The organism is Azospirillum oleiclasticum, assembly GCF_013423485.1.
GTDB lineage: Bacteria > Pseudomonadota > Alphaproteobacteria > Azospirillales > Azospirillaceae > Azospirillum > Azospirillum oleiclasticum.
Map to the genome: position 1 here is coordinate 76,981 of NZ_JABFFR010000019.1, position 15,441 is coordinate 92,421.

Consider the following 15,441-nt stretch of genomic DNA (forward strand, 5'->3'; position numbering starts at 1 on the left):
GCGCAACGCGTGCGTCAGCGCAAGGTGTCGTTGTGGATGACCATCTCGACGGCGAGCTGGGCCGCAGCCAGATCCTCCAGCGCCGTGCCGACCGACTTGAACAGCGTGATCTGGTCGTAGAACCGGCGCCCCGCCCGCTCGCCGCGGGTCAGGTCGAAAAGATCGCCGGCGATGTCGTCGGGGTGCAGGATGCCGGCGGCGATGGGCTGCACGATGTCACCCGCCTCTTTCAGGGCACCTTCGCGGGTGTCGACGAAAACACGGGCGCGGCGCACGCACTCGTCGTCGGCCTCCCGCATCTCCGGGGTGAAGCCGCCGATGAGGTCGAGGTGGGTGCCCGGCTGCAGCCAGTCGCCGCGGATCAGCGGCTCACGCGACAGCGTGGCGCAGGAGACGATCTCCGCTCCGCGCACGGCACCCTCCAGGTCGTCGGTGACCTCGATGCGGAAGCGCGGGCGGTGGAAGCGGTTCACCACCTTCTGCGCCTTGGCCGGGTCGCGGCCCCACACCAGCACATGCTTGATCGGCAGGGCGGCGGTGTACGCCTCGACCAGTTCGGGCGCCAGGGCACCGGTTCCCACCACCAGCAGCCGGTGCGCGTCGGCCCGCGCCAGATAGGAGGCGGCGAGTGCGGAGGCCGCGGCGGTGCGCCGCTTGGTCAGCGCCGGCCCGTCGATCAGCGCCTGCGGCACCCCGGTCTTGCCGTCGAGCAGCAGATAGGCGCCCTGCACCGCCGGCAGGTCGCGCTTGCCGTTGTCGGGGAAGACGGTGACCAGCTTGACGCCGATCGCCCGGCCGACCTGCCAGGCCGGCATCAGCAGCAGCGTGGCGTCATGCTCGTCGTGGGTCTGCACCGTGTGGTGGTGCCGCACCGGCACCTCCACCCCGCCGCGGAAGGTCTGCCGCAGCCGCTCGATCAGCATGCGGTGGTGGAGGACGGATCGAAGCTCGGCGCCGGTGATGCTGCGCATCATGCCCTCCCGGGCGCGGGGCGGGTCAGTGGACGGTGGGCGCCGTGCCGGTGCCGGCCGCCGGCACCGGCAGCGTGGAGGCGGGGGCCGCCGGCACCGCGGCGCGCGGCTGGCCGGAGACGGGTGTGGTCAGCTCGGCCACCCGCTTCTCCGCGGCGGCGGCACGGGCGCGCGCCTCGCGCAGCTCGCGCTCCAGCGCGTCGGCCCGGTCGGCCTGCACCCGCGCGCGGCGGCGGTTGCCATGCTGGCCCAGCCAGCCGATCAGGCCGCCGACGACGATGCCGACCACCAGCGCGATCAACGTGGCGAGGTAGAGCGGCGCCTCCAGCGTGAAGGGCAGCGGCCACAGCCCGAAGGTGACCGTCTCGCGGTTGGTGATGGCGAACAGCACCGCGACGATGGCGAGCGGGACGGTGAGGATGACGGAGAGATGGCGCACGGGCGGGATGTCCTCGAATGGTGTCGGTCAGTCGGTGTTCAGGCGTTCGCGGAGCTGCTTGCCGGTCTTGAAGAAGGGGATGTACTTCTCCCCGACATCAACCGATTCCCCGGTGCGCGGGTTGCGCCCGGTGCGGGCGTCCCGCCGCTTGACGGAGAAGGCCCCGAAACCGCGCAGCTCCACCCGGTCGCCACGGGCCAGCGCGTCGCCGATCTCGTCGAAGATGGTGCCGACGATCTTCTCGATGTCGCGCTGGTAGAGGTGCGGGTTGCTCTCCGCGAGCCGTTGGATCAGCTCGGATTTGGTCATGCCGATGTCCTTCCCCCCCGTGCATGGCGCCGCGCGGGGTCCCGCCCGTCGCCTTGACAACGGCCAAGCCTGCCAAACCCCCACCGGGCCGTCAAGCTAAGCCTTTATGGTAGAACCTCTTTCCGTTCCTACACCAAAAGGACCGGCGGTCCTGCGGCGACGTTGTTCAGGCATGGCCGTGCGCATGATGGGCGTGCTCCGGCTGCCCGTGCCCGCCCGAGCGGTGCAGCCGGAACAGCCAGACCGCCAGGGCGCCGAAGGCCAGGTTCAGGAAGAAGGTGTGGTCGATGGCGAAGCGCACCATCTCCTGCAGCGACGGGCGCTCCGTCGGCATCAGGCCGGTCAGCTCGTACAGGTAATGCACGGTGATGCCCGCCGCGACCATGCACAGGTACATCACCACCGACAGGTAGCCGGCGTATTTCCAGCCATAGTATTTGGCGTGGATCCACACGACGGTGGCCGCCACGAGGTCGGCGCCCAGGAAGGACAGGACGCCGCCGAAGGACACCTCCTTCGACCACAGCATGGCGGCCAGCGGCACGTTGCCCATGGAGCCGATGAAGGTGAAGAAGGCCACCACCGGCGCCACCGCCGCGTTCTCCACCACCGCCCAGAAGCCCGGATCCTCGGAATTGCCGACGAACAGGAAGTCCCAGAATGACTGCGGCACCAGGACCGAGATGAAGCCGGCCACGGTGAAGCCGAACAGGATCTCCTTCCACACCATCGCCCATTCCATGACGAAGGCCCGCGCGATCCGCCGCCAGCCCTGCCGCGAGGCCAGCGTGTCGCGCCAGGAGCCGCGGCTGTCCGGCTCCATGTCCATGCCCTCGGACTTCTGAGCCTGCTCGGCGTGGCGCCGCCCCGCCTCGGCCAGCCGCGCCGGGAACCACAGAGCGGTCAGGGCATAGGCGTAGACCACCATCACCAGCCCCAGCAGGATGTTGGCGAGCGTGAAGCGCCAGCCCAGCAGCACCCACAGCACGATCCCCAGCTCGATCACCAGGTTGGTCGAGGAGATCAGGAAGGCCAGCGCGTTCACCGGGTGCGCCCCCTTCACCAGCACCGAACGCGACGCCGCCAGCGCCGCGAAGGAGCAGGAGGAGGAGATGAAACCGAAGAAGGCCGCCAACCCTGCCGGCCGCACCCCGCGATCACCCAGCGCGCGGCCCATCTGCTCCCGGCTGACCAGCACCTGGATCCCCGCCGAAATGACGTACCCGAAGATGAGCGCCCACAACGCCTGCCAAAGCATCCCGGCGCCGGTGTACAGCGCCTGCCACACCTGATCCATGCCGCTTCCCCGTCTGCGATAACAGAGGCAACAGGGGGAGGCGGGGGTTGTTGCCGGGTCGAGATCCGCACCGACACAACGCACGCACGAAAAAAGCCGCCGCGGTTCCCCGCGGCGGCCTTTCCGTACCGTACCAGAACGACCGTGATCAGTCGTCGGTCTGCTGCCGGCGCTTGAGCGCGGCACCCAGGATGTCGCCCAGGCTGGCGCCCGAGTCGGACGAGCCGTACTCGGCCATCGCCTGCTTCTCCTCCTCCATCTCGCGGGCCTTGATGGACAGCGAGATGCGGCGGGAGCCGCGGTCGATCTGGGTGACCTTCGCGTCGACCTTCTCGCCCACGGCGAAGCGGTCGGGGCGCTGCTCCGAACGGTCGCGGGACAGGTCGGACTTGCGGATGAAGCCGGTGTAGCCTTCGCCCACCGTCACCTCGATGCCGCCGTCGGTCACCTGGGTCACCGTGCAGGTCACCACCTCGCCCTTCTTCAGACCGGCCGTGGCCGCCTCGAAGGGGTCGTTGGAGAGCTGCTTGATGCCGAGGCTGATGCGCTCCTTGTCGACATCGACGTCGAGCACCTTCACCTTGACCCGGTCACCCTTCTTGTAGTCGGCCATGGCCTCCTCGCCCGACCGGTTCCAATCCAGGTCGGACATGTGGACCATGCCGTCGATGTCGCCCGGCAGGCCGACGAACAGACCGAATTCGGTGATGTTCTTGACCTCGCCTTCCAGCTCGGTGCCGGCCGGGAACTTGTCGACGAAGGTCTCCCACGGGTTGTCGAGGCACTGCTTGAGGCCGAGGCTGATCCGGCGCTTCTGCGGATCGACGTCGAGCACCATGACCTCGACCTCCTGGGAGGTCGACACGATCTTGCCGGGGTGGACGTTCTTCTTGGTCCACGACATCTCGGACACGTGCACCAGGCCCTCGATGCCCGGCTCCAGCTCCACGAAGGCGCCGTAGTCCGTGATGTTGGTGACGCGGCCCTTGAACCGGGCGCTCACCGGGTACTTGGCTTCCACGCCCTCCCACGGATCGGCCTCGAGCTGCTTCATGCCGAGGCTGATGCGCTGGGTCTCCGGGTTGAAGCGGATGACCTGGACGGTGACCGTCTGGCCGATCTGCAGAGCCTCGGAGGGGTGGTTGATGCGGCGCCAGGCGATGTCGGTGACGTGCAGCAGGCCGTCCACGCCGCCCAGATCCACAAAGGCGCCGTAATCGGTGATGTTCTTCACCACGCCCTGCAGAACCTGGCCTTCCTTCAGGTTGGCCACCAGCTCCGAACGGGCCTCCGCACGGCTCTCTTCCAGAACGGCGCGGCGCGACACGACGATGTTGCCCCGCGAGCGGTCCATCTTCAGGATCTGGAAGGGCTGCGGGGTGCCGAGCAGCGGGGAGATGTCGCGCACCGGACGGATGTCCACCTGCGAACCGGGCAGGAAGGCCACGGCCCCCGACAGGTCCACGGTGAAGCCGCCCTTGACGCGGCCGAAGATCACGCCGGTCACGCGGGTCTGGTCCTGGAAGGACTTCTCCAGCAGCGCCCAGGCCTCTTCGCGCTTGGCCTTCTCACGGGACAGCACGGCCTCGCCGTTCTTGTCCTCCATGCGCTCCAGATAGACCTCGACCGTGTCGCCGGCCTTCAGCTCCGCCGGCTGGCCGCCGACCGAGAACTCCTTCAGGGCAACGCGGCCCTCGGACTTCAGGCCGACGTCGATGGTCACCATGTCGTTCTCGACCGCGACCACGCGGCCCTTCACGACCGTGCCTTCGAGGCTTTCGGCGGTGCCGAGGGATTCCTCCAGAAGCGCCGCGAAGCTTTCCTTGCCGCCGCGATCCTCGGCCGTCCTGGCCATTGCTTGTGCCATTGAAACTCCTAAGGTTGAACAGGAAGCGACCCGTCCGACCCCGGCCCCCGCGGCATCACGGTGGCAGGCCCGCACGAACCGCCGCGCCGGGCCCCACGCCCGGCGGCTTGGTTGATGGTTTCCTGGAAGGCCGGTCAGGCCCGGTCCACGCCGTCAGCGCCTGGTGCCGAGACCGGTTTTGCTGCCGATATGGGCAATCGCCGCGGCGAGCGCCTCCTCGGCGTTCATCGCGGACGTATCAAGCACAAATGCATCGCCAGCCGGACGAAGCGGGGCCACCGCTCGTTGGCTGTCGCGCGCGTCACGGGCCTTCATGTCCTCCAGGACGTCGGACGGTATAGCGGGAATCCCCCGCTCCTGCAACTCCTTGAGTCGCCGGTCGGCCCGCACCTCCACCGATGCGGTCACGAACAGCTTGGCGTCGGCGTCCGGGCAGATGACGGTGCCGATGTCGCGCCCGTCCAGCACGGCACCGCGCGCATCGCCCGGCGGATGCTTCGCGAAGCCGCGCTGGAAGTCGAGCAGGGCCGCCCGCACCTCCGGCACCACCGCGACCTGGGAGGCGGCCTGCGCCGCCTCGTCGCCGCGCAGGTCGGGGTCGGTCAGGATGGTGTCGTCGGGCTTCAGCGCGCGGGCGATCTTGGCCGCCGCGTCGGCGTCGCCCGGATCCTTGCCGAGCCGCAGCAGCAGCACGCCCACCGCCCGGTACAGCGACCCGGTGTCGAGATGCGCGAAGCCATAGGCCGCGGCCACGCGGCGGGCCAGCGTGCCCTTGCCCGACGCGGCGGGGCCGTCGATGGCGATGACGGGCAGGCTCATGCTTCAACCACTCCGAAACTGCCGTTCACCGCTTCAACCCCAATCGTTCGATCAGTTTGCTGTAACGCGATTCGTCTGTTTTCTTCAAGTAATCCAGCAGGCTGCGCCGCTGACCGACCATCACCAGAAGTCCACGCCTCGTGTGAAAATCCTTCTTGTTGGTCTGAAGATGCTCCGTCAAATTCCTGATGCGTTCACTCAGAACCGCCACCTGCACCTCGGGTGACGACGTATCGACGGACGTCATCTCACCGGTCGCCTCGTCGACCAGCGTGCGCTGCGGGCGCGGCACCCGGCTGATGGCGGTCTCGCTCATTGTCGTCGTCCTCCACCAGAGGTACGGGGATCACACCGCCGCACCACCGCCCACACGGCGCTGTCGGTCAATATACGCCCCGGCGGTCGGCTTGCCCAGACGCGCTTGCGAGAACGTCGATCGCATGGTGCTTGTCCAAGCCGGTGACAACGAAGGCCACCAGCAGCATCACCAACGCCGCCGCGAGCAGACGGAGCGCACTGTCCCGCAACCGCAACAACCGGGCGTTGACTTCGACCATGTACACGTAGCATTCCGCGTAATCCTCCGCCAGAAATGCCTTCACCTCTCTGAGGACCACCTCGCCGGCGGTGCTCGATCCCAGGGATTTCAGCTCATCCTTGCGGGCCTTTGCGAAGCGTTGGATTTCCGTCAGACTCGATGGGTCCATTCGCACTTCGGGCCGGTCGGCACGGACCAGAAGGACAAGGCCGGTGGCCAGACACGCGGCGGATGCTAACGCCAGCGCCACCACAAGCCCTGACAGCGCCAAGCCCAGCACCGTATCGACCCGCCAGACGAAGTTGTTCAGCAACACGCCGAAACCGACCATGGTCACCGACATGGCCGTCATCGGCACCCCGAGACTGGCACGGATCTGGTCGCGCCGCGTCCGCTCGGCCTCGAACAGCGGCTTGTAGGTGGCGATCGCCAGATCTTCGAGGCTTCCGCTCATCGGCTCGTCACGCGGCGCCGATCCGCGCGCCCAACCCGTTCATAACCGTGGTGAACCCCGGGAAGCTCGTGTCGATGAAGGCGCCGTCGTCCACCTGGACCGGCTCGGCGGTGCCCATGCCCATCACCAGGAAGCTCATGGCGATGCGGTGGTCCATGGCGGTGGCCACCGTGGCCCCGCCCTGCGGCGGGCGGCCGGTGCCGTACACGGTCAGGCTGTCGTCGGCGCCCACCTCGACCCGGACGCCGCAGCGGGTCAGCCCCTCGGCGACCATGGCGAGGCGGTCGCTCTCCTTCACCCGCAGCTCCTTCAGGCCGAGCATGACGGTGGTGCCCTGGGCGAAGGACGCGGCGACGGCCAGGATCGGGTACTCGTCGATCATCGACGGGGCGCGGTCGGGCGGCACCACCACGCCCTTCAATTCCCCGCCGCGCACGCGCAGGTCGGCGACGGGCTCCCCGGCCAAATTGCGGCGGTTCTCGAAGCCGATATCGGCCCCCATCTCCAGCAGCGTGTCGTAGAGGCCGGTGCGGCGCGGGTTCATCCCGACGTCGCGCAGCAGCACCTCCGACCCCGGCCGCAGCAGGGCGGCCACGAGCGGAAAGGCGGCGGAGCTGGGGTCGGCCGGCACGAAGATCTCGCGGCCCGTCAGCTCCGGCTGGCCGGTGACGGAGACGGCGAGCGCCCCGTCCTCCAGCCGCTCGGTGGTCACGGTGGCGCCGAAATGGCGCAGCATCAGCTCGGTGTGGTCGCGCGTCGGCTCGGATTCGATGACCGTGGTGACGCCCGCGGTGTTCAGCCCGCACAGCAGCACCGCCGATTTCACCTGCGCCGACGCCACCGGCAGGCGGTAGGTGAAGGGCACCGTCTGGTCGGTGCCGACCACCGCCAGCGGCAGCCGCCCGCCGGCGCGGCTGACGAAGCTGGCGCCCATACGCTCCAGCGGCGTGATGACGCGCATCATCGGCCGCTTCACCAGCGAGGCGTCGCCGGTGAAGAAGGTGGTGATGGGGTGGGAGGCGACCAGCCCGATCAGCAGCCGCGCCGCGGTGCCGCTGTTGCCCATGTCGAGCACGCCCGCGGGCTCCGCCAGCCCGCCGAGCCCGGCCCCGCGCACCCGCCACACGCCGTCGGCCCCGCGCTCCGCCTGGGCGCCCAGCGCGCGCATGGCGGCGGCGGTGTTCAGCACGTCCTCCCCCTCCAGCAGGCCGTGGATCACCGTCTCCCCCACGGCGACGGCGCCGAACATCAGGGAGCGGTGGGAGATCGACTTGTCGCCGGGCACGCGCAACGTGCCGGAAAGGGCGCCGGTGGCGGCGGAGCGCAGCGGTCTGGCCTGCGGCAGCGACATGGCGGGACGGTCCGGAATGCGGTTGGGAACAGGATTGGCGGCACTCCTAGCACAGCCGGAGCCGCCGCGCGGCCCAAAAATACGCCGCGGCGCACCGGACATGCGGCGATGGGCCGCGCTGCCGCCGGCAGGAACGCCAACTTTTTTTTGACATTGGCCGTGCATCGTGGCATTGGGCGCGGCTTGGTCTACAGGCGCGAATGCATCAGGTAAGGACGGAGATTTTCACGTGGCGAAACCGGAATGGGGCGTGAAGCGCATCTGCCCGAACTGCGGCGCCCGCTATTACGACATGCGCAAGGACCCGCCGGTGTGCCCGGCGTGCAGCACGCCCTTCGATCCGGAGGCGCTGCTGAAGTCGCGCCGGGCGCGGCCGGTCCCGGTCGATGACGTGAAGAAGGCCCCCGCCGTGGTGAGGAGCGACGACGTCGATGCGGAGGTCGAGGAGGACGAGACCACCGAGCTCGACGAGACCGAGGACGATGTCAGCGTCGAGGACATCGAGACCGAGGGTGCCGAAGGCCCCGAGGACGAGGACGACGTGCTGATCGAGGACACCTCCGAGCTGGGCGAGGACGACATGGACGAGGTCGTCGACGTCGAAGGCGAGGACGAGGAGGAGCGCTGACGCCCCTCCCAGCGGGGCCGGAAAAAAAGTCGGACGGGGTCGAATTTTTCGCTTGCAACCCGACCCCGATCTGACGAATATCCCGCTCCACCGAGGCCGCCGGCGCCAAGACGACGCAAGCGGAACCCAGAGTTTCGGGGCCATAGCTCAGCTGGGAGAGCGCTACAATGGCATTGTAGAGGTCAGGAGTTCGATCCTCCTTGGCTCCACCAAAACAGGAAAGGGCCTGGCTCAGCGATGAGCCAAGCCCTTTTTCTTTGCGGAAGCGCGATGCCACGCCTCCAGATTGCACTTGCGGCTATTGATTCCCCGCGCTAATCCTCCACACGGAGGAGTGCGCGATGATCACCCGATTGAGCATCGTCCATAAGGCCTGGGCCGCCAAGCACGGGGCGTCCGCACGCGGCGGGATCAACGCGCTCCGTGGGTTCCGTTACCAGACGCTGTTGGCGATCGAGACCGCGGTCGGGATCTTCCGGGATGGCATGACCTCCGTGCGCGGCGGGGTCTTCCAGGAGCGCCTGTCGGACATTCTCGAGGTCGCGGCGTCGCCGCGGATCGTCCAGGTCAAACGGACACTCGATGCCTCCAGCCTGAAGGACGCGTTGCGGGAGCTGTGGAGCATCCACAGCACCGTCACCCAGGTCGCCCCGGACCTCCTGGTGTTAGAATGCGGCCTGTCCTACGGCATCGTCGCGCGCTTCAACAAGGTGGCGGACGCCCAGGCCATCATCACCGCGTGGATTCCGGCAACCGACCTCCCGGCGGAGACGCTCGACGGATTCAGGCAGCGCATCAGCGTGGAGATCCGGCCCGACCCGGAAACGGGCATCTTCGAAACCCTGGTGAACGATTTCCACGATCCGAGACCACGCCGTACGCTCAACGCCTGGGCCGGAGGGGAATTCGTGGCGAGCGAGGAGGGGTTCCGGGACCTCCTGCGCAAGATCGAGGACGACCTGATCGCGCTCAGGAACGCCCGGACCGAAGACCGGCGTCCGCTCCAACTGGCCGTCCTCACCGGGCGGGATGCACCGCCGGACAGGACGATCCGTCATGAGGGGACCGGAAGCGGCGTGCTCACCGGTGAGGCGCCGAACCTCGAACATCTCCGTCGCGGCTACTTCGCGCCCCGCCCCGTCTACACCACCCTTGCCGACGAAGCCCGCGATTGGATCGAGGATTGCGCCGGGAGGAGCGATCCGACCGACTTCACCCTGAAGGTCCTGTGGTTGCACGGGCGGTCGGGCAGCGGCAAGAGCGTGGCCCTGCTGCACATGCTGGCGGCGCTGCGCAGCCAGGGGTACGGCCCGATCCTGTGGATCGGCAACGCCGTCCCGCAGCTTCCGGCGGCGATGCGGACGGCGCTGGACATGGCGGCGGACGGGGAAGGCGTTCCGATCATCGCGATCGACGACCCCTATGCCCCCAACGCCAACGACAACCCCTTCGGCCCGTGGGACGAGGCCCATGCCCTGCTGGCGGAGCGGACGGAGGATGGCCGCAGGCCGCTGATCCTGGCCTGCGGCCCGGCGGAGCAGATCGACGTTTTCGAACGCGACCTCACCGCCGACCGCGTCGACGTCCATCGGCTGGAGTTGCCGCGGGAAACGGCGGATGGGCGGCGGCACCTGCACGACTGGTACCGAGAGCGCACCGGGAAGCCACCGCCGCCCTACATGGCGGAGGAGGATGTCCTTCTGGTCCAGCTCTTCCACGACTGGGTGCAGGGTCTGCCGCTGAAGGCCTTTGCGGATCGGTTCCGGAACCGAATCGCGGCGATGTCGCCCGACGGCGCGCTGCCGGACCTGTTCGCGCAGATCCTTTCGCTGAACCGGCTCTACGTCGGTTTTCCCACCGCGGCCCTGGACGATCGCAGCGACCAGATCAAGGGATGCCTGGCGCAGCTGGCGGACGAGTTCCATCTGGCGCTGGACGGCGGGTCTGACGATGCCGGGCTGGAACGACCCGGCGTGTGGCTGAAGCATCCCCACCTCAGCAACGTCATCTACGACCGCTGGTTCGACGCCGGCACGGCACGGTACAAGCCCGTCCGGCTCGGCCATCTTCGCGACGCGGCGCTGGCCGCCCTTGAGCACGGCCGCACGCCGCAGGAGCGGACCGCGCCGCTGTGGACCATCAGCCGCGGCGCCAGCCTGGATGGGCTGGACCTGACCGGCCGGCTTCCCAACGCGGATGCCCGCGACGTGCTGAGGCAGGTCCACCAGCGGATGGGTGGCATGCCGTCCGGTCTCGCCGGACTGCCGGTGTGGATCGACGCCGAACGGCGCTTCCCCGACTTGAATTTGCCGGCGTCGCCCCGATCGATTGCCCTCGAACGCCTGCCGGCGGCCAGCGCGGGCGACACGGGCCTGCGACTGACCTGCCGGCACCTGCTGATGGCTGCGCAGGACACAACACCGGAGGAGCGCGACCGGATCCGCTCCGCGGTCTACGACCTCCTGCACCGCACGTCCGCCGAGCCATGGCACGACTGGCTTCCCCTCGTGATCGACGCGGCGAACCGCACGGATGATCCGCGCTTCGCCGGCTTGCTGGCGACCTGGATCGGCGGGAACGGCGGCGCGGGAATGGCGGATCGGATCTCGGGCCTGCTCAGCCGCTGGCCGAACAATCAAACGATCGTTCAAGGCGCCATCCGCTGGCTGCACCGGCATCCACCCTCCTGCCGGGGCTGGTCGTGGGTTTGGGAAAAGGCCTGCAAGCAGGCGCCCGATGACAACGACCTTCGCAGCCTCACACGGGACATCGCGGCCGGGAAGCACATCGACGTGCCAACCTGGAGCTTCGTTTGGGAACGGGCATGGGAGGATGATCGCGCTCATTCCTCCCTCTCAGCCAGCGCAAGCGCTTGGCTTGCCGAGGTCGAGCCGAACCACGGGTCATGGAAATACGTCTGGGAGAAGCTGTGGGGGCGGCGCGCTGACGACGACCTCGATGCCCTCGCCCGAAAATGGCTGGCCGACGTCGAGCCGAACCACGGGTCGTGGAAGTACGTCTGGGAGAAGCTGTGGGAGCGGCGCGCCGACGACGAGCTCGACACCCTCGCCCGAAAATGGCTGGCCGACGTCGAACCGAACCACGGGTCATGGTACTATGTTTGGGTGAAGCTGTGGGAACGGCGTGCCGACGACGAGCTTGACACCCTCGCCCGAAAATGGCTGGCCGACGTCGAGCTGAACCACGGGTCGTGGAAGTACGTCTGGGAGAAGCTGTGGGAGCGGGGCGCCGACGACGGCCTCGACGCCCTCGCCCGCAAATGGCTGACCGATGTCGAGCCGAACCGCGGGTCATGGGCATTCGTCTGGGTGAAGCTGTGGGAGCGGCGCGCCGACGACGCCCTCGACACACGCGCACGTGGGTGGCTCGCCGAGGTCAAGCCCGGTCATGGTTCCTGGCCCTATGTTTGGGAGAAGCTGTGGGCTGCACATATTGGCGATGACGCGTTGATCGCCGCCGGACGGCGGTTTCTCACGGCTCAAGCAGGAGAAGTCCGCGCCTGGCCCAAGGTGTTCGTGCCGCTGATGAGGCATCGGCAATCCGCAGGGCATGGCCTGGATGAGGATCTTGCAGACGCGGCCAATCGCTGGTTGGACCGCTTCAAAGAGAATCCGGGCCGGTCACGGGTGCTCCAGGTGCTGAAGCGTTTCGAGCGGTAACCTCACGACGTCCGGAACGCCGGACGTCACCAGCACCCCGCCGTCGGGAAAGAACAGGAAGCGCCACATCCGTCCTTGGTGGCGTCGGCCATGCCTCGCCTTCGCAGGGCGGATCGGCGCGTCCGCACCCCCCCACTCACCCCATGTCGGACCCGCCCGCCCTGGCCCAGACCGGCTTGGCCGCGTCGGCGGTGACGGCGGCGCCCGCGGTGATCATGGCGTCGATCTGTTCGGCGCCGTAGCCGAGCGCGGCCAGGACGTCGCGGGTCTGTTCGCCCAGCAGCGGCGGCGGCGCGAAGGGGGCGGTGGCGCGGCAGGAGGCGACCGGGAAGTCGGGTGACTGGAAGCCGTAGCCGGCGAAGGGCACGTCGGAGAATTTGCGCGGCTCGGCGGCCTGGGGGGCGGCCAGCACGCGGTCGGCCGACAGCACCTCCGTGTGGCCCACCCCGGCGGCGGCCAGCGCCGCGGACAGCGGGTCGTAGTCCCAGCGCCGCACGGCGTCGCGCACCAGCGCCTCCACCCGGTCGCGGTTGCGGCGGCGGTCGCGGAGCGTGGCGAGGTCCGGGTCGGCCGGCATCTCCACGGCGCGTCCGAAGCGGCGCCAATGCTCGTCCGACAGCATGACCACGTAGATCCAGCGCCCGTCCCGCGTCTCGTAGGCGCCGTAGCCGGGGATGGCGAATTCCGGCGAGGGCTCGGTCTCCGGCCGGCCCAGAAGGTGGGACTTCAGCTGCACCCCCACCAGATCGCGGGCGGCGATGTGCAGGCCGGTCTCGTAGAGGCCGAAGCTGATGTTGCGGCTGGCCTTCTCCCCGGTGTCGTCGAGCAGGGCGGCCAGCACGGCGATGGCCGCGTAGCAGCCGGCGAACTGGTCGAGGTAGGACGGCCCCAGCCGCGACGGCCGGCCGTTCACCCGGTTGGAGAACATCACGCCGGTCGCCGCCTCGGCGATCGGGTTGGACGCGATCTCCTCCTGCATCGGGCCGGGGCCGTAGCCGCGGATGTGGCAGAAGACGATCCTGGGGTTCAGCTCCGCGCATTGCTCGTAGGTGACGCCCAGCTTGCGCGCGGCACCCGGTGACAGGTTGTGCAGCACCACGTCGGCCCCGGCGACCAGCCGGCGGAAGGCGGCCCGCCCGTCGTCGGCCTGGAGGTTCAGGCACAGGCTCTTCTTGCCGCGGTTGTAGGCGATGAAGGTGCCGCTGGGGCCGCCGCGCACGAGGTGGCGCGTGGTCTCCCCCTCCGGCGGCTCGATCTTGATCACCTCCGCCCCCAGCTCGTCGAGGATGTGGGTGGCGAACGGCGCCGCGATCATCGAGCCCAGCTCGATCACCCGCCGGCCGGCGAGCACTCCCTTCTGAAACATCCGGTGTTCCTCGTTCTGTGGTGCCGCCGCTCAGCGGGCGGCTTCGGCGAGCAGGGCCTGCGCGCGGGTGATCATGGGTTTGTCGATCATCTTGCCGTCGACCTGCACGGCCGCCCCGCCGCTGGCCTCCAGCGCCGCGGTCACGCGCCGCGCCCAGTCCAGCTCGGCGTCGGTGGGGGCGAAGCCGCGGTTGACCGGCTCCACCTGCCGCGGGTGGATGCACAGCTTGCCGCCGAAGCCCAGCTCCCGCGCGCGGGCCACGTCGGCGGACAGCACGGCGGGATCGTCGATGGCGACGGTCACGCCATCGATGGGCGGCGGCAGCTCGGCGGCGCGCGCGTGCAGCGTGATCTGGAAGCGCGCCATGTCCAGCACCCCGCCGGTGCCGGGCAGCCGCGCGTCGGTGCCGAAATCAAGGTTGCCGAAGGCCAGCCGCCGCACCGCGCCGTGCCGCAGCAGCTCCGGCAGCGCCAGCAGCCCGGCCACCGTCTCGATCAGCGCCACGACCGGCAGGTAGGGCAGCGCCTTGGCGAGCGCCCGCAGCGCCACCGGCTCCGCCTTCGGCAGCAGCACCGCGGCCGGGCGGTGCACGGCGAGTGCCGCGAGGTCGGGCACGAACCAGGGGGTGTCGGCGGCGTTCACCCGCACCAGACCGCCGCCCCCGCCGGCCAGCCAGTCCACCACATGGCCGCGGGCCGCTTCCTTCTCCGCCGGGCCGACGGCGTCCTCCAGATCGATGATGATCGCGTCCGCCCCGGCCGCCGCCGCCTTGGCGAAGCGGTCCGGCCGGTGGCCGGGCACGAACAGGACACTGCGCGCCCTTTCCATCTCCGGTCCCCGCGTCATGGCGTGAAGCGGACGTCGGCGCGCATCGCCAGCCCGCCGCCGGGGGTGCAGGCCCACAGGTCGAGCGTGTCCGGCTCGGTCCCCGCCTTCGCCTCGATGCGGAAGGGCGCGGTGACGAACAGCGGCGCCATGCCGCGGAAGGAGAAGCGGTGCAGCCGGAGGCCGGGGCGGCAGCGGGCCGCCAGCCCCTGCAGCAGCGTGGCGGTGAGCGGCCCATGCACCACGAGGTCCGGGTAATGCTCCTCGTCGCGGGCGTAGGCGCGGTCGTAATGGATGCGGTGGCCGTTGGCGGTCAGCGCCGAATAGCGGAACAGCAGCACCGGATCGGGCACCACCTCCTCCGACCGCTCCGCCCCCTCCGGGGCTGGGGCTGGCGTGGGCGACGGGGCGCCGGGGACGGCCGCCTCCCGGTACACGATGTCCTGCTCCTCCTCCACGCACAGCGTGCCGCCGGCATGGATCGCGTGGCGGACGGTGACGAAGACCAGCCGGCCGCCCTTGCCCGACTTGGCGGTCACGTCGGTGATGGTGCTGCGCTTCTCCGCCTCCGCCCCCAGCGGCAGCGGCGCGTGGTACGTGACCCGCCCGCCGGCCCACATGCGGCGCGGCAGCCCGACATCCGGCAGGAAGCCGCCGCGGCGCGGGTGGCCGTCGGCGCCGATCTCCCCGCGGCGGACGAAGGGGTTGAAGTACAGCCAGTGCCAGCCGGGCGGCAGCGTCCGGCCGTCGCCGGGGATGCCGTCGAGATCGAGCGTGGCGGCCAGCGCCGCGGCGCGCTCCGGATCGATGCGGCCCCGGCGGGTCTCGGTGCGGCCGACGGCGGCGCTGTGGTCGTCCGGCGCCGGTGGGGTGGCCGATGGGGTGGCGGTGGTCATG

Annotated in this window: 14 protein-coding genes and 1 tRNA gene; 3 read left to right on the top strand and 12 right to left on the bottom strand. The window is 69.5% G+C overall.

Translation table 11 applies throughout. From position 1 onward, the window contains the following. Positions 1-14: 14 nt before the first annotated feature. The 9 genes from lhpI to aroA all read right to left on the bottom strand — a co-directional run bounded on the left by lhpI (position 15) and on the right by aroA (position 8,039). Positions 15-971: a bifunctional Delta(1)-pyrroline-2-carboxylate/Delta(1)-piperideine-2-carboxylate reductase gene (gene lhpI, locus HL658_RS19290; RefSeq protein WP_180284085.1), complete on the bottom strand. Its 957-nt coding sequence runs from the start codon at positions 969-971 to the stop codon at positions 15-17. Between the two features lie 25 nt (positions 972-996). Beyond that, positions 997-1,410, bottom strand: a complete 414-nt coding sequence (locus HL658_RS19295; protein ID WP_180284084.1) for a lipopolysaccharide assembly protein LapA domain-containing protein — start codon at positions 1,408-1,410, stop codon at positions 997-999. A 27-nt stretch (positions 1,411-1,437) separates the two neighbouring features. Next, a complete protein-coding gene (gene ihfB, locus HL658_RS19300; RefSeq protein WP_180284083.1) occupies positions 1,438-1,719 on the bottom strand; it encodes an integration host factor subunit beta in 282 nt (93 codons plus the stop codon). A gap of 166 nt (positions 1,720-1,885) precedes the next feature. After that, positions 1,886-3,016, bottom strand: coding sequence for a permease (locus HL658_RS19305; protein ID WP_180284082.1), 1,131 nt, complete (start codon positions 3,014-3,016; stop codon positions 1,886-1,888). Between the two features lie 148 nt (positions 3,017-3,164). Continuing rightward, on the bottom strand, positions 3,165-4,883 hold the full coding sequence (gene rpsA, locus HL658_RS19310; RefSeq protein WP_180284081.1) for a 30S ribosomal protein S1: 1,719 nt from the start codon (positions 4,881-4,883) through the stop codon (positions 3,165-3,167). Positions 4,884-5,036: 153 nt separating this feature from the next. Continuing rightward, positions 5,037-5,702: a (d)CMP kinase gene (gene cmk / locus HL658_RS19315; protein WP_180284080.1), complete on the bottom strand. Its 666-nt coding sequence runs from the start codon at positions 5,700-5,702 to the stop codon at positions 5,037-5,039. Between the two features lie 25 nt (positions 5,703-5,727). Then, positions 5,728-6,018 carry a 30S ribosomal protein S15 gene (rpsO, locus tag HL658_RS19320; RefSeq protein WP_425485355.1) on the bottom strand — a complete coding sequence of 97 codons (291 nt, stop codon included), beginning with the start codon at positions 6,016-6,018 and terminating at the stop codon, positions 5,728-5,730. Between the two features lie 67 nt (positions 6,019-6,085). Then, positions 6,086-6,694 (bottom strand): hypothetical protein, encoded by a 609-nt coding sequence (locus HL658_RS19325; RefSeq protein WP_180284079.1) that lies wholly within the window; start codon positions 6,692-6,694, stop codon positions 6,086-6,088. Positions 6,695-6,701: 7 nt separating this feature from the next. Next, entirely contained in the window at positions 6,702-8,039 is a 1,338-nt protein-coding gene (gene aroA, locus HL658_RS19330) for a 3-phosphoshikimate 1-carboxyvinyltransferase (RefSeq protein WP_425485356.1), read from the bottom strand. A gap of 235 nt (positions 8,040-8,274) precedes the next feature. Between aroA and HL658_RS19335 the strand changes: the two genes are divergently transcribed. From HL658_RS19335 to HL658_RS19345, 3 genes are all read left to right on the top strand, one after another. Next, entirely contained in the window at positions 8,275-8,673 is a 399-nt protein-coding gene (locus tag HL658_RS19335; RefSeq protein ID WP_180284077.1) for a TIGR02300 family protein, read from the top strand. 136 nt (positions 8,674-8,809) lie between these two features. Further along, positions 8,810-8,885 (top strand) — tRNA-Ala (locus tag HL658_RS19340). A 129-nt stretch (positions 8,886-9,014) separates the two neighbouring features. After that, positions 9,015-12,353: a hypothetical protein gene (locus HL658_RS19345; protein WP_180287653.1), complete on the top strand. Its 3,339-nt coding sequence runs from the start codon at positions 9,015-9,017 to the stop codon at positions 12,351-12,353. 136 nt (positions 12,354-12,489) lie between these two features. Here HL658_RS19345 and HL658_RS19350 read toward each other — a convergent pair whose 3' ends face one another. Genes HL658_RS19350 through HL658_RS19360 form a run of 3 tightly spaced genes read right to left on the bottom strand, consistent with a single transcriptional unit; the run spans position 12,490 to position 15,440 of the window. Continuing rightward, complete coding sequence (locus HL658_RS19350; protein WP_180284075.1) at positions 12,490-13,719, bottom strand: CaiB/BaiF CoA transferase family protein; 1,230 nt, start codon at positions 13,717-13,719, stop codon at positions 12,490-12,492. A 30-nt stretch (positions 13,720-13,749) separates the two neighbouring features. Beyond that, entirely contained in the window at positions 13,750-14,547 is a 798-nt protein-coding gene (locus HL658_RS19355) for an HpcH/HpaI aldolase/citrate lyase family protein (protein ID WP_211109794.1), read from the bottom strand. Between the two features lie 14 nt (positions 14,548-14,561). After that, positions 14,562-15,440: an HTD2 family dehydratase gene (locus tag HL658_RS19360; protein WP_180284073.1), complete on the bottom strand. Its 879-nt coding sequence runs from the start codon at positions 15,438-15,440 to the stop codon at positions 14,562-14,564. Position 15,441: the final 1 nt, after the last annotated feature.

Excerpts from the sequence above, each read along its gene's own strand:
- lhpI (WP_180284085.1), bottom strand. The coding sequence starts at position 971 with ATGCGCAGCATCACCGGCGCCGAGCTTCGATCCGTCCTCCACCACCGC.
- ihfB (WP_180284083.1), bottom strand. The coding sequence starts at position 1,719 with ATGACCAAATCCGAGCTGATCCAACGGCTCGCGGAGAGCAACCCGCAC.
- HL658_RS19305 (WP_180284082.1), bottom strand. The coding sequence starts at position 3,016 with ATGGATCAGGTGTGGCAGGCGCTGTACACCGGCGCCGGGATGCTTTGG.
- rpsA (WP_180284081.1), bottom strand. The coding sequence starts at position 4,883 with ATGGCACAAGCAATGGCCAGGACGGCCGAGGATCGCGGCGGCAAGGAA.
- cmk (WP_180284080.1), bottom strand. The coding sequence starts at position 5,702 with ATGAGCCTGCCCGTCATCGCCATCGACGGCCCCGCCGCGTCGGGCAAG.
- rpsO (WP_425485355.1), bottom strand. The coding sequence starts at position 6,018 with ATGAGCGAGACCGCCATCAGCCGGGTGCCGCGCCCGCAGCGCACGCTG.
- HL658_RS19325 (WP_180284079.1), bottom strand. The coding sequence starts at position 6,694 with ATGAGCGGAAGCCTCGAAGATCTGGCGATCGCCACCTACAAGCCGCTG.
- HL658_RS19345 (WP_180287653.1), top strand. The coding sequence starts at position 9,015 with ATGATCACCCGATTGAGCATCGTCCATAAGGCCTGGGCCGCCAAGCAC.
- HL658_RS19350 (WP_180284075.1), bottom strand. The coding sequence starts at position 13,719 with ATGTTTCAGAAGGGAGTGCTCGCCGGCCGGCGGGTGATCGAGCTGGGC.
- HL658_RS19355 (WP_211109794.1), bottom strand. The coding sequence starts at position 14,547 with ATGGAAAGGGCGCGCAGTGTCCTGTTCGTGCCCGGCCACCGGCCGGAC.
- HL658_RS19360 (WP_180284073.1), bottom strand. The coding sequence starts at position 15,440 with ATGACCACCGCCACCCCATCGGCCACCCCACCGGCGCCGGACGACCAC.